General features: G+C 67.9%; 8 protein-coding genes and 1 pseudogene. 5 read left to right on the top strand and 4 right to left on the bottom strand.

Annotated features, from left to right (window positions below; translation table 11 throughout):
* A pseudogene (locus tag ACQKJZ_RS14205) lies at nucleotides 1–239 on the bottom strand (hypothetical protein); the annotation flags it as partial.
* A 149-nt stretch (nucleotides 240–388) separates the two neighbouring features.
* Between ACQKJZ_RS14205 and ACQKJZ_RS14200 the strand changes: the two are divergent.
* The 3 genes from ACQKJZ_RS14200 (at nucleotide 389) to ACQKJZ_RS14190 (ending at nucleotide 6,709) form a co-directional block, all read left to right on the top strand.
* Nucleotides 389–1,894 (top strand): S10 family peptidase, encoded by a 1,506-nt coding sequence (locus ACQKJZ_RS14200; RefSeq protein WP_427731730.1) that lies wholly within the window; start codon nucleotides 389–391, stop codon nucleotides 1,892–1,894.
* A gap of 216 nt (nucleotides 1,895–2,110) precedes the next feature.
* Nucleotides 2,111–5,455 (top strand): class I SAM-dependent DNA methyltransferase, encoded by a 3,345-nt coding sequence (locus ACQKJZ_RS14195; protein ID WP_427731728.1) that lies wholly within the window; start codon nucleotides 2,111–2,113, stop codon nucleotides 5,453–5,455.
* Nucleotides 5,456–5,506: 51 nt separating this feature from the next.
* Nucleotides 5,507–6,709, top strand: a complete 1,203-nt coding sequence (locus tag ACQKJZ_RS14190; RefSeq protein ID WP_427731726.1) for a M24 family metallopeptidase — start codon at nucleotides 5,507–5,509, stop codon at nucleotides 6,707–6,709.
* Nucleotides 6,710–6,937: 228 nt separating this feature from the next.
* On the opposite strand, the gene ACQKJZ_RS14185 is transcribed toward ACQKJZ_RS14190, so the two are convergent.
* Nucleotides 6,938–7,951, bottom strand: a complete 1,014-nt coding sequence (locus ACQKJZ_RS14185) for a 4-hydroxyproline epimerase (protein ID WP_427731724.1) — start codon at nucleotides 7,949–7,951, stop codon at nucleotides 6,938–6,940.
* A gap of 75 nt (nucleotides 7,952–8,026) precedes the next feature.
* Here ACQKJZ_RS14185 and ACQKJZ_RS14180 point away from each other — a divergent pair, with 75 nt between their 5' ends.
* Nucleotides 8,027–9,265 carry an NAD(P)/FAD-dependent oxidoreductase gene (locus ACQKJZ_RS14180; RefSeq protein ID WP_427731722.1) on the top strand — a complete coding sequence of 413 codons (1,239 nt, stop codon included), beginning with the start codon at nucleotides 8,027–8,029 and terminating at the stop codon, nucleotides 9,263–9,265.
* A gap of 153 nt (nucleotides 9,266–9,418) precedes the next feature.
* On the opposite strand, the gene ACQKJZ_RS14175 is transcribed toward ACQKJZ_RS14180, so the two are convergent.
* Complete coding sequence (locus ACQKJZ_RS14175) at nucleotides 9,419–10,030, bottom strand: hypothetical protein (protein WP_427731720.1); 612 nt, start codon at nucleotides 10,028–10,030, stop codon at nucleotides 9,419–9,421.
* Between the two features lie 238 nt (nucleotides 10,031–10,268).
* A complete protein-coding gene (locus tag ACQKJZ_RS14170) occupies nucleotides 10,269–10,799 on the bottom strand; it encodes a hypothetical protein (protein WP_427731718.1) in 531 nt (176 codons plus the stop codon).
* A gap of 469 nt (nucleotides 10,800–11,268) precedes the next feature.
* On the opposite strand from ACQKJZ_RS14170, the gene ACQKJZ_RS14165 reads away from it, so the two are divergent.
* Nucleotides 11,269–13,747, top strand: a 2,479-nt coding sequence (locus tag ACQKJZ_RS14165) for an AAA family ATPase (protein WP_427731716.1), incomplete at its 3' end; no start/stop codon positions are given.

Genomic DNA, 13,747 nt, shown 5'->3' with positions numbered 1-13,747 from the left:
AGCCCCTCGATATGGTCGACGTCCGGCTTCTGCATCATCTCCAGGAACTGGCGCGCATAGGCCGACAGCGACTCGACGTAACGCCGCTGCCCCTCGGCATAGATGGTGTCGAACGCCAGGCTGGACTTGCCCGACCCCGACAGGCCGGTGATGACCGTCAGCGTGTCACGGGGAATGTCGATATCGACATCCTTAAGATTATGCTCGCGCGCGCCGCGGACGGAAATCTTGGTCAGCATGGGGCTAGTTCTACTTCTGTTCCGGGAGGAAGGCCAGAGGCGAGATAGGAAGCGGCGGTCCGGGTTTCGAGGGGGCGGGGTTGCGGGAACGCGCGGACTGGGCGCATGATCCCGGCCGAGCAAATGTCCGTGGGGGAGTATTTCCGAACGTGCCGAAAATCCTGCATCTGTCCGCGCTGCTGCTGATCGCCGCCGGCGCAACGCCCGCCGTCGCGCAAAAGGCCAAGAAGACCGAGACCAAGACGACCACCGAAACCAAGGACGACGACAGCAAGCGCCCGCCGCTGCCCGCCGACAAGACGATCACCCAGACCGCCCGGATCGGCGGCAAGCTGGTCAGCTACAAGGCCACCGTGGGCAAGATCGCGGTGCGCGACGACAAGGGCAAGGAGATCGGGCAGGTCGTCTATACCGCCTATACCGTGCCGGGTGGCGACGTGCGCCGCCCCGTCACCTTCGCCTTCAACGGCGGGCCCGGTGCGGCCTCGGTCTATCTCAACATGGGCGCGGTCGGGCCCAAGCGGGTGCAGTTCGGCGCGCAGGGCGATGCCCCCTCCGATTCCCCGGTGACGAGCGACAACGCCAATAGCTGGCTGGACTTCACCGACCTGGTCTTCATCGATCCCATCGGGACCGGCTTCAGCCGCAGCCTGGTCGATGAGGGCGAGACGAAGAAGGCGTTCTACGCCAACGACCCGGACATCAAGTACCTGTCGAAGGTCGTCTATGACTGGCTGGTCAAGGAAGGCCGGCTGCGCTCGCCTAAGTACATCATGGGCGAAAGCTATGGCGGATACCGCGCGCCGCGCATCGCCTATGAGCTGCAATCGCAGATCGGCGTCGGGGTCAACGGCATCGTGATGGTGTCGCCCTATCTCGACCCGGCCTCGGGCGATGATGCCACCGCGCTGTCGCCGTTGCCGTGGATGATCGACCTGCCGTCCATGGCCGCCGCGCAGCTGGAGCGGAAGGGTCAGTTGACTCCGCAGGCGATGGCGGGAGTCGAGGCCTATGCGCGCGGCGATTATCTGCGCGACCTGATGCGCGGGCGGTCGGACACCCAGGCGGTCGATCGGATGGTGACCCGCGTGACCGAACTAACCGGACTGGACCCCGCGCTGGTCCGCAAGCTGGGCGGGCGGATCGATACGCGGACCTATTTGCGCGAGATTCACCGCAACGATGCGACGATCGGCAGCATCTACGACTCCAACGTCACCGCCTTCGACCCCTTCCCCTGGTCGTCGCAGCAGCGGTCCAACGACCCGCTGCTCGACTCGCTGATCGCGCCGACGACCAGCGCGATGGTCGACTTCGTGACGCGTGAAGTGGGCTGGAAGACCGACGCCCGCTATCACGCGCTATCCTATGGCGTGAACGCCGCCTGGGATCGCGGCCGGCCCGAGGACACGCCCGTCACCGACCTGCGCAAGGCGATCGCCAACGATCCGAAGATGAAGGTGATGATCGTGCACGGCTGGGACGACCTGTCCTGCCCGTACTTCGCGTCGCGGCTGATCGTCGACCAGATGCCGAGTTACGGTGTGGCGCAACGGGTGACGCTGAACGTCTATCCGGGCGGGCATATGTTCTACAGCCGGTCGGACAGCGGCGCGGCGTTCCGCCGGGATGCGATGGCGATGTATGGGGGGTGAGGTCTGCATCCGTTACGGACCAATATCCCCACATCCGTTCACGCTGAGCGAAGTCGAAGCGCACGCTTTGCAGATTCGTGCCTAACCCGGTGATTCCCTTGGCCTTCGACTTCGCTCAGGCTGAACGGCGGCAGGGAGACCGGGCGAGAACGGTTCCAACGTTGCTTTGACCAAATCAAATCCTCCCGATGATCCCCATCGGGAGGATTTCAACATATGGCGACCCCGACGGCGATCGAGGCGTTCATCCGGCGCTGGCAGGCGTGCGAGGGCGGGGCGGAGCGCGCGAACTATGCGCTGTTCCTGACCGAGCTGTGCGCGATCATCGGCGTCGCCCCGCCCGAACCGGCGCACGCCACCAGCGCGCGCAACGACTATGTCTTCGAACGCGCGGTCGTCCTGCCGGGCGACGAGGATCGGCGCGGCCGGATCGACCTCTACAAGCGCGGCTGCTTCGTGTTGGAAGCCAAGCAGAGCCGCGAAGGGCTGGGCGCGAAATCGCTCGCCGATCTCGGCCCCGTTCTGCCCGGTCTGCTGCCCGACGAACCCGGCGCCGCCCCCCGCTCGCGGCAATGGGACATCCTCATGCGCCGCGCGCGCGAGCAGGCCGAGCAATATGCCAGGGCGCTGCCGGTCGATCATGGCTGGCCGCCCTTTCTGATCGTCGTCGATGTCGGCCGGGTGATCGAGCTGTTCGCCGACTTTTCGGGCCAGGGCAAACATTACAAGCAGTTCCCCGACCGCGCCCGTTTCCGCATCACCCTGGAGGATCTGTGCCGCGCCGACATCCGCAAGCGGCTGGCGGCGATCTGGGAGGCGCCGCTCTCGCTCGACCCCACCCGTCATGCCGCCGCCGTCACCCGCGATGTGGCGACACGGCTGGCCAGCATTTCCAGGTTGCTGGAGGAGCGCGGGCACGATCCCGAACAGGTCGCGCTGTTCCTGATGCGCTGCCTGTTCACCATGTTCGCCGAACATAGCGGATTGCTGCCCGCCGGCGGCTTCGTCACGCTGTTGACCGACGCACGCGATCGGCCCGACGCCTTCGTGCCCTGGATGGAGGATCTCTGGCACTCGATGGACCGGGGTGGCGAGGCCAATGTGCTGCGCCGCCGCGTCCGGCGGTTCAATGGCGGCCTGTTCCATACCGCCCATGCCCTGCCGCTCAACCGAGAGGAGATCGGCGAACTGCTCGCCGCCGCCCAGCGTGACTGGCGCGATGTCGAGCCCGCCATTTTCGGCACGCTGCTCGAACAGGCGCTCGACCCGGTGCAGCGGCGACGGCTGGGCGCGCATTACACGCCGCGCGCCTATGTCGAACGGCTCGTGACCGCCACCGTCATCGCCCCCTTGCGCGACGACTGGGCGCAGGTGTTGAGCGCGATGGAGACCGAGCGCACCGACAATCCGCGCGCCGCCGTGCAGCGGGTACGCGACTTCCACCGCCGGCTGGCGCGGATGCGCATCCTCGACCCCGCATGCGGCACCGGCAATTTCCTCTACGTCACGCTGGAGCTGATGAAGCGGCTGGAGGGCGAGGTGCTGGAGGTGCTGGCCGAATTGTCGGGCGAGGAGCTGCTGCACCTCGATACCGAGACGGTGCATCCGCGCAATTTCCACGGGATCGAGGTCAATGCCCGCGCCGCCGCCATCGCGCAGCTGGTACTGTGGCTGGGCTATATCCGCTGGCAGTTGCGCAATGGCGGACAGGTGTCCGACCCGGTGCTGGAGGATGTCCAGTCGATCGTTACCGGCGACGCGTTGCTGACCGAAAGCGGCGCGCGGACGCCGTGGCCGGAGGCCGAGTTCATCATCGGCAATCCGCCCTTCATCGGTGGCAAGGACCTGCGCGGGCGACTCCCTGCGGGCATGGCCGAGGCGCTGTGGCGCGCCTATCCGAAGATGCCCCGCGCGGCCGACTACGTCCTCTACTGGTGGGAGCGAGCGGCGCAGGCGCTGGCGGCCAAGGGGTCGCCACTGATCCGCTTCGGTTTCGTCACCACCAACTCGATCACCCAGACCTTCGGCCGGCGCGTCATCGCCCGTGCGCTGGAGGGGGCGACGCCGCTGTCGGTGCTGCTCGCCATTCCCGACCACCCCTGGACCAAGGCGACGCCCGACGCCGCGATGGTGCGGATCGCGATGACGGTCGTCGCGCGCGGCAAGCAGGACGGCCGCCGCCTGCGCATCGTGCATGAAAGCGGGCTGGACAGCGACACGCCCGACATCCGCTTCGCCGAGACGGTCGGGCGGATCAATGCCGACCTGTCGGTGGGTGCGAATGTGAGCAGCGCCGAGCCGTTGTTGGCCAATGCCTGGTTATGCTCGCGCGGTGTATCGCTCCACGGCGCGGGTTTCATCGTCTCGCCAGCGGAGGCCGCGATGCTGGGGTTGGGCGTGCGCGAGGGGCTGGAACGGCATATCCGCCCCTATCGCAACGGCCGCGACCTGACCGCGCGGGCACGTGGCGCGATGGTGATCGACCTGCTCGGCCTGACCGAGGCCGAGGTACGTCGGCGCTTTCCCGAAGTGTATGGTCACCTGCTGCGCACGGTGCGAAAAGCCAGACAGGAGCAATTCGACAAGTCGCCGACCGCCGACGCCCGCGCCTATCTCGACAGTTGGTGGATCACGGGAAAGCCACGGACGGCGCTACGCCCGGCGCTGGCTGACCAGTCACGCTACATCGCGACGGTCGAGACGGCGAAGCACCGTATCTTCCAATTCCTCGACGCGGAGACGCTGCCCGACAACATGCTGGTGTGCATAGCGTCCGAAGACGGCTTCCATCTTGGCGTTCTATCATCCTCGGCCAGCCTGGCATGGACCTATGCCAATTGTGGCCTGATGGGCGTGGCGACGTTCGAGCAAGGACATCGCTATACCAAGACACAGGTGTTCGACCCCTTCCCGTTCCCCGATGCGGACGATGTCATCCGCCGCACGATAGCCGGGCTGGCCGACGAACTCGACGCCACCCGCCGCCGCATCCTGGCCGAGGTGCCCGCGCTGACCCTGACCGGGCTCTACAATCTGCGCGCCAAGCTGATCGCTGGTGAGCCGTTAAGCGGGGAGGAAGAGGATCAGCGCCGCACGGGCGCGGTCGACCTGATCGCCCGCCTGCATGACCAGATCGATGCCGCCGTCATCACCGCCTATGGCTGGCCCGCCGACATCACCGCGCCGCACATGGTCGAACGGCTGGTGGCGCTCAACGCCGCTCGACGCGCCGAGGAGCGCAGCGGCCGTGTGCGATGGCTCCGCCCCGATTTCCAGAGCCGCCGTGCGGGCGCGACCCCGCTCACCCCCGCCGATCGAGCGCTGCCGCTGGCCGAGCCCGCCGCCGCCAAGCCGCCCTTTCCCCGCGATCTCAGCGGCCGGATCGCCAGCGTCTTCGCGCTGCTCTCCGGTGATCGTCCGCTGACCGCCGCCGCGCTCGCCGGCCATTTCGCGCAGGGCCGGCAGGTGGAGCGGGCGGTCGCCGCCGCATTGTCGGGGGCGGTACGCCTGGGCTTCGTCGAACAGAGCGCGGAGGGCTATCGCCTGCGCCGGGTGGCATGATGCCGCCATCCACGCTACACGCCAGAACCGTATACGAAACGGAGCATGGGCATGGCAGGGACGATCGGCGGTTCGACGGCGGAACGGGAATTGGCGGCGCTGTCGCTCTGGACCGATCCGGCCCCGGTCATCGGCGCGGACGAGCGGCGGCAGCGCCTGGACCGGGCTCGCACGCTGATGGCGGGGATCGGCGCGGACATGCTGCTGATCGGCGCGGGCGCGAGCTTGCGCTACTTCACCGGTGTCGCCTGGGGTGCGACCGAGCGGCTGGTGGCGATGCTGTTGCCGATCGCGGGCGATCCGATCTTCATCTGCCCGGCCTTCGAACTGGGATCGTTCGAGGCGAGCCTGTCCATCCCCGCCACTGACATCCGCCTGTGGGAAGAGGATGAAAGCCCCTCCACACTGGTCGCCGACGCGCTGAAGGCGGCGGGAGCGACCACGCTCGCCATCGATCCGGCGATGGCCTTCCTGTTCGTCGATCGCATCCGCGCCGCAGCACCTGGCGTCACGCTGGTCAGCGGCGCACCGGTCGTCGACGGGTGCCGCATGATCAAGTCACCCGCCGAGATCGCGCTGATGCAACAGGCGATGGACATCACGCTGGAGGTGCAGCGCCGCGCCGCGCGTATCCTGCATGAGGGCATTCGCGCGTCCGAGGTGATCCGCTTCATCGACGCCGCCCACCGCGCGCTGGGGGCCGCGACCGGCAATTATTTCTGCGCGGTGCAGTTCGGGCGCTCGACCGCCTTTCCGCATGGCCTGCCGCAGGACGATGTGCTGCGCGACGGCGACGTGGTACTGGTCGATACCGGCACGCTGATCGACGGCTATCACAGCGACATCACCCGCACCTATGCCTTCGGTGACGTCGGCGACGAGGTCCGCCGCATTTGGGACATCGAGAAGGAAGCCCAGGCCGCCGCCTTCGCCGCCGTCCGCCCGGACGCACGTTGCGAGGCCGTCGATTATGCCGCGCGTGCGGTGCTGGACAAGGCGGGGCTCGGCCCCGACTATCGCCTGCCCGGCCTGCCCCACCGCACCGGGCACGGCATCGGCCTGTCGATCCATGAGCCCGCCTATCTGGTGCGCGGCGACACGACGCCGCTGACGCCGGGCATGTGCTTTTCCAACGAGCCGATGATCGTCGTGCCGGATCGCTTCGGCGTGCGGCTGGAGGATCACTTTTACGTGACCGAAACGGGCGCCACTTGGTTCACCGAGCCCCAGCCCGCGATCGACGACCTGGGCTGATGGATCGCCCCGGCCAAGGCGGGGCGGGTTCACGTGAAGGCGCGAAGGATCTTGTTCGCGCGGAGACGCGGAGGCGCGGAGAGGATCGCCCGCGCGGCAGCGTTCTGGAATCATCGACCGTTTGCAATTGCAGGGCCGCAGATGCGGCGGGCTGTGCCCCTCCGCGTCTCCGCGCCTCCGCGCGAACCTCTTCTACTTCGCGTCCTCGCGGCTTCGCGTGGAAAATCCTTATACCACCGTGAACCCGGCCCAGAACGGGTCCTCGCGATCGATCCAGATCGTGTTGAAGCCGGTCGACACCGCCGATCCTTGGATCGACGGCACGATCGCCGCCTGCCCGGCGAGGTCGGTCGCCTCCTCGACCCGGCCGATGAAGCGGCTGCGGATATAGCTTTCATGGACAAAGCGGTCGCCGACCTTCAGCCGCCCCTTCGCCGCCAGATGCGCCAGCCGCGCCGACGTGCCGGTGCCGCAAGGCGAACGGTCGATCGCGCGTTCGCCATAGAAAACGGCGTTGCGGCCATCGGCGTCCTTGGCCGAGGGCTTGTCGGCCCAGAGCACATGGCTGACCCCCCCGATCGAGGGTTCGAGCGGGTGCACCGGCTCGAACTTCTCGCGCACCAGTTCGCGGATCGTGCGGCTGAGTTCCACCAGCCGCGACGCGCCCAGATCGTCCAACCCGGTATAGGCCCCCTGCGGCTCGACGATCGCATAGTAATTGCCGCCATAGGCGACATCGAGCGTCAGCGGGCCGAAGCCCGGCACGTCGATCGCGATCCCCTCGGCCGCCAGATAGGCGGGCACGTTGCGGATGCGCACCGCGGTGACCTTCGCCCCCTGCTTCTCATATTCGATATGGATGGTGCCCGCCGGCACCTCGACCTTCAGCTTGCCCGGCTCGCGCGGGGTGATCAGGCCGTTTTCCAGACCGAAGGTGATCATGCCGATCGTGCCGTGCCCGCACATCGGCAGGCAGCCGCTGGTCTCGATGAACAGGATCGCTGCGTCGCTGTCGGCCTCGCACGGCGGATAGAGGAAGCCGCCCGACATCATGTCATGCCCGCGCGGCTCGAAGCACAGCCCGGTGCGAATCCAGTCGAACCGTTCCAGGAAATCCAGCCGCCGCTCGGCCATGCTGGAACCGCGCAGCAGCGGCGCACCGCCCGCCACCAGCCGGACGGGATTGCCGGCAGTATGGCCGTCGATACAGAAGAAGGTGTGGCGGATCGTCGGTGTCGTCATCGGGATTTCCTTGCTACCCAATCCGTATACGGTATCATATGGGCTATGCCCAAGCCGGAAAATACGCCCCCCTCCATGCCCGATCGAACCGCGCTGATCATCGGCGGCGGCGTGGTGGGGATGACGACCGCGCTGGCGCTGCAACGGCGTGGCTGGACGGTGACGCTGGTCGAGGCGGAGGAGAACCCCCGCGCCGCCTCCTGGGGCAATGCCGGCCATATCGCGACCGAACAGGCCGAGCCGATCGCCTCGCCCAAGATGGTGCGCGGCTTTGCGGGCAAGCTGTTCTGCCGGGGCGGCGCGCTGGCGCTTCCACCGCGTGAGATCGGGACCTGGCTGCCCTTCGCGCTGCGACTGCTGGGGGCGGCGCGTGCGGATCGCTATGTGCGGGCGCATACCGCGCTGGCCGCGCTGCTGGCGGAGGCGATGCCCGCTTGGCGGCGGCATGTCGCGGCGCTGGACGCCCCCGGATTGCTGCGCGAGGACGGCCATGTCGTCCTGTGGGAAACGGCCGAGAGCGCCGCACGCGGACTGGCGGGCTGGCAGGCCGCCGATACGGGGACGGCACGCTTCCGGGCGTTGACCGAGGCGGAACTGGCGCAATGGCAAAGCCGGATAGCTAGTCCGATCGCGGGTGGCATCCGCTTCGAGGGCAGCGGCCAGATCGCCGACCCCACGCAGCTTGCCGATACCGCGCTCCAGCGCTTCCTGGCGGATGGCGGCACGCGCATGGTGGCTCATGTCGAAGCGATCGGCGATGGCGAGGTCCGCTTGACCGATGGCCGCCGTCTGTCGGCGGGCGAGATCGTCGTGACGGCGGGCGTGGCGAGCGCCAAGTTGCTCCGCCCCTTCGGCGTCAAAGCCCCGATCATCGCCGAGCGCGGCTATCACGTCCAGACCGGCCCTGAGGTCGACTGGCCGGCGGACCTCCCCCCGGTGGTGTTCGAGGACCGCTCGATGATCGCCACCCGCTTCGCCGGGGGCTTACGCGCCGCCAGCATCGTCGAGTTCGCCCGCGCCAAGGCCAGGCCCGACCCCGCCAAATGGAACCGCCTGCGCCACCACATCGCCGCACTCGGCCTGCCGATCGGCGCGGACGCCGCACTTTGGATGGGCGCGCGCCCGACCTTGCCAGACTATCTGCCTGCCATCGGGCGGGTGCCGGGCGTGCGGGGGGTGTCCTATGCCTTCGGGCACAACCATCTCGGCCTGACGCTGGCGCCGATTACGGGGGAGTTGGTGGCGGCGATGCTGGGAGATGCGACGACGACGCCGGTACCCATGGAGCCGTTCGCGCTGACGCGGTTCGGATGACGCGGTGGTGGCGAAAAGTCTCACGAACGAGATGGGGTCCAGAACAAACCAACCGCCTTTCGAAAGCCGTCCGCCAAAGCCGGCTTAAGTGATCGCGTGGCGAACATCGCCCACCTTCTCCCTTCTCCGAACCGACCGGCCGAATGGCGCCCGTCACCGACCTTCCGGTTTGTTGATGGGCGCTTCACGACGGAAATAGCGGATGAACATTTGCCGCCCATCCTTGCCGGGCCCGAACATCTGGTCCATCGGATGGTAGCCCTGTGTCCACATCCGCTCTGAAAACTCGGGCGCTTGCATGCTTTGCATGGCGGTGCCGAATTCGGGGAAATCCAGACTGCCGCTGACCTCACACAAGGTGGCGCCGCAATGTATCTGCGGAGCCTGACCGGTGTCCTTGATCCCGGACATGTCGGCATATTGTTTCGCGATCATCGCTTCGGATCGGGTCGCCCAGGCTTCGTCACGCCCCTCCGCGCGAAGGCGATCATGCAGCGATTTGATCTGGGGAGCAAAGCCGAAGAACGGCGACGCCACGTCCGAAATCCGCGCCAGTTCCGCAGCGCGCCTGTCCGCCACGGGATCATTCTGGCTCTCCGGGGCGGGGCGCGTGTCCCCCCGCCCGATGGAGTATGACGGCGTGGCGTGGGGCGGTGCCAGGCTGGATGACACCACCCGCACGCTCGTTGCGTCGCCCGAGCCTCTGTCGGCGGACGTCCCGACCGCACTTCGGTACACCGCGACGATCAGTACCGCACCGAGCATGATGGCGCCTAAGGCTGCGATAGAGTGTCTGGCCGTCACTTTTTCACCAACCCTTCTTAGGATTACATCATCGCGGAAATGAGTATTTTCTCAATGACATCCGCAGTAACGGGATCATAGATAACAACTACCTGCCCGATATCGCTGCTAACGCATGAATGACACGGCATTGCGCCGATGCTTGCTCTAACATGATCGGGAAGCTGGCTGCGCCAATAAGCCTGGCAGCATTTTCCGCTCAAATGAAACCACTGTCAGTTTGAATGAGATAACCCAGTTCGGCCAGTCCGGTGCCCTTGGTCCGACCACCCGACATCACCATGCCGCTTTCACATGACGGCTTGGAACAGAATGAAGATGTGGCCCGGTTGATGGCCTGAGAGGCCCGCATCCGCTCCGCGTTCGATAACGTGTTGGGATAGAGGATGACAAATTCACAAGCCTTGGCCCGACAACTGATACGGACATGCTTGGCCGGTCTTGTGAAAGCACCCTCCTTTGCGAAGGCGTTGCGAATAGCGCGCTGTCGCTGGACGTCCACCGCGCGGGCGGGCGTGTCGCGGATATAGCGGTGCACTTCGGGAAAGGACGGCATATGCCATGGTCCTATCTTCGCACGCTTGGATTTTGGTATAATAGGCTCCGACCAGACGTCGGCAAAATCCGGTTCGTCGACATGCGCGCCGATGGCAGGCGCTTGCGCAGCACATAGCGGCACCGACAGCAACGCCGACGCGCAAAGCGCAAACATATTTGCATATTTTCGCATCTAATGGCTCTCCCGCACCAAAGATGTTCAATTCTTACCACGCCTATCATCTAGAGAGTCAAGTTCAATCCGATGTTTTTCTAATTTGTATGGAATACTCATATTATTCCAAGACATTAAATATATTGGGGTTTTGTAATAGTGATATACAAATGACATCGTCCTGAGTGGCATTTGCGGCCAGGCCCGATCGCCGCTTCTCCACCGACGAACGGGTTGCGTGCGGACTGGGCATAGGCTTTTGCGGGATCAGCGCCCGGAGATGCAGGAGCGGACATGGCCGGACTTCGCGAATGGCCGCGTGCAGGAACAGCTATCGGCCGCCCGCCTGAACGCACGGGTCGGGGCGCAAACGGCCGTCAACGACGCACGCGATCGCCCCTTCCCCACCGCGACACGCCCCCTCGACAATCCCCCCCCATTCGCTATCGATTAACCACGTATCGACGTGAGGGCAGCGACCGGGTCCGTGCAGATCAAGCGGCTTCGCATTTCGGGTTTCAAGAGCTTCGTCGATCCGGCCGATCTGGTCATCGAACCGGGGCTGACCGGCGTTGTCGGGCCGAATGGCTGCGGCAAGTCGAACCTGCTCGAGGCGTTGCGGTGGACGATGGGCGAGAACAGCGCGCGATCGATGCGCGGTGCGGGCATGGAAGACGTGATCTTCGCGGGCACCGCCACCCGCCCGCCGCGCGACTTCGCCGAGGTGACGATTCTGGCCGAGCGCGAGGGCGAGGAGACCGAGATCGTCCGCCGGATCGAACGCGGCGCGGGCTCGGCCTATCGGATCGACGGGCGCGACGTGCGGGCGAAGGACGTGGCGCTGCTGTTCGCCGATGCCGCGACCGGCGCGCACTCGCCCGCGCTCGTCAGCCAGAACCGGATCGGCGCGGTCATCGCCGCCAAGCCGGCCGAGCGCCGTGCGATGCTGGAGGAAGCCGCCGGCATCTCGGGCCTGCATGTCCGCCGCCGCGATGCCGAGACACGGCTGCGCGCGACCGAGGCCAATCTGGCGCGGCTGGACGAGGCGATTGCCGATCAGGACGCCCGCGTCGCTGCCTTGCGGCGACAGGCGCGTGCGGCCGAACGCTATCGCCTGTTGTCGGACCAGATCCGGGTCGCCGAGGGGCGGATGATCTTCGCCCGCTGGCGCGATGCCGCCGCCGCCGCGACCACCGCCAAGGCCGAGGCCGCCGCCGCCGAGGCGCAGGTGGAGGCGACGACCGCGACCGAGCGCAGCACGGCGGAGGCACAGGAACAGGCGGTCGCGCTCGCCGCGCGCACCCGCGCCGCCGCGCTCGCCGCGCGCGATGCTTTGAGCGAGGCGGGCCATGCGCTGTCTCGCGCGCGCGACCGCCGGCACGGCCTGCAACGCCGGATCGAGGAACTGGCCGCCGCGCGCACCCGCATCGATGAGGATCGCGCGCGCGAGGATGCGCTGGCCCATGACGCCGCCGCCGCGATCCGCCGTCTCGCCGAGGAGCGCGAGGACCTGAACGCGCGCATCGCCCATGCCGAACAGGCCATGCCCCGGCTCGACGCGTTGCTCGCCGAGGCGGAGAGCCGCAACCGCGACGCCGAGATCGCGTTGGCCAAGGCGCTGTCCGCGCAAGCCGCCGAGGCGGCCGAACGCCGGATCGCCGAGGGCGCGCTGTCGGCGGCGCGGGGTCGCCACGAACGTGCGGAACGCGACGCGCGCGGGGTCGCCGCCGCCATCGCCGCGCTGCCCGACATGGCGGATCAGGAGGCACAGCGCGAAGCCGCCATCGCCACCCAGGCCGCCGCGCGCCTCGACGCCGACAAGGCGCGCGCCGCGCTGGGCTGGGCCGAGGAAAGCGAATTGACCGCCACTGCCGAGCGCGATGCGGCGGAGACCGCGCGGGCACAGGCGATCGCCGCGCTCGCCGCGCTCGACGCCGAGGTCGCGACGCTGATCCGCGCCACCGAGCGCAAGGGCGGCGACCGGCTGCTCGACGAGGTGCAGGCCGAGCCGGGCTTCGAACGCGCTCTCGCCGCCGCGCTGGGCGACGAACTGGAAACGCCGCTGGTCGACTGGCATGGTTCGGACCTGGCGGAGGATGATCCGCCCGCGCCGGTCGGGACGCTGTCGCTGGGCGCGCGGATCAAGGCGCCGCCGACGCTTGCCCGGCGGCTGTCGCAGATATTCCTGGTCGAGGCCGATTCGGGGCAGGCGCTGGCGGTCGGGCAGCGGCTGGTGACGCGCGAAGGGCGGCTGCGCCGCTGGGACGGCTATATCGGCGAAGGCGGCGGCGCGGCGGCGGCCGAGCGGATGGAGCGGCGCAACCGGCTGGCCAAGCTGGAGGCGGAGCGCCCCGCCGTAGAGACCAGCCTGCGCGTCGCGACCGAGGCGCGCGCTGCGATCGACGACCGCATCGCCCGCGCGCGCCTGGCCGCCGCCAGTGCACGCGCGCTGCTGGCGAAGGCGGAGGCCGCGCACCGCGACGCGCAACGGGCGGAGGATCGGGCCCAGGCGCAGGTCGAACGGCTGGCCGGCCAGCGCGCCGATCTCGCCACCCGGGCCGAGCGGATCGCCGCCGAGATGGACGAGGCACTGGCCGAATGCGAACGCGCGGCCGCCGCGCTGGAGGCGCTGCCCGACGGTTCGGCTAGCGCGGCGGAGACGGCACGGCTCCAGACCGAAACGCAACTGGCGCGCTCCGCCGTGGCGCTGGCCCGGTCCGAGCGGACGACGCTCGACCGCAGTCTGGCGCAGACCCGCGACCGGCTGGAGGCGGCGACGACCGAGACGGAAAGCTGGGACCAACGCGAGGGCCAGGCAGCGGGCCGGATTGCCGAGATGGATGCGCGCGCCGCGACCCTAGCCGCCGAGGCCGCCGCCCTCGCCGATCGCCCCGCGCAGCTCGCCGAGGAGATCGCGACGCTCGCCGCCGCGCATGACGCCGCGCGCGCCGATGCCGAGCGGACCC

It is taken from the genome of Sphingomonas sp. NPDC019816 (assembly GCF_050274375.1).
In the GTDB taxonomy this organism is placed as follows: domain Bacteria; phylum Pseudomonadota; class Alphaproteobacteria; order Sphingomonadales; family Sphingomonadaceae; genus Sphingomonas.
The sequence above is the reverse complement of the archived record's forward strand: the minus strand, read 5'-3'. Positions and strand labels throughout refer to the sequence as shown.

What these genes read in the sequence shown, in the direction of transcription:
- ACQKJZ_RS14195 (WP_427731728.1), top strand. Translation starts at nt 2,111, where the DNA reads ATGGCGACCCCGACGGCGATCGAGGCGTTCATCCGGCGCTGGCAGGCG.
- ACQKJZ_RS14190 (WP_427731726.1), top strand. Translation starts at nt 5,507, where the DNA reads ATGGCAGGGACGATCGGCGGTTCGACGGCGGAACGGGAATTGGCGGCG.
- ACQKJZ_RS14185 (WP_427731724.1), bottom strand. Translation starts at nt 7,951, where the DNA reads ATGACGACACCGACGATCCGCCACACCTTCTTCTGTATCGACGGCCAT.
- ACQKJZ_RS14180 (WP_427731722.1), top strand. Translation starts at nt 8,027, where the DNA reads ATGCCCGATCGAACCGCGCTGATCATCGGCGGCGGCGTGGTGGGGATG.
- ACQKJZ_RS14175 (WP_427731720.1), bottom strand. Translation starts at nt 10,030, where the DNA reads ATGCTCGGTGCGGTACTGATCGTCGCGGTGTACCGAAGTGCGGTCGGG.
- ACQKJZ_RS14170 (WP_427731718.1), bottom strand. Translation starts at nt 10,799, where the DNA reads ATGCGAAAATATGCAAATATGTTTGCGCTTTGCGCGTCGGCGTTGCTG.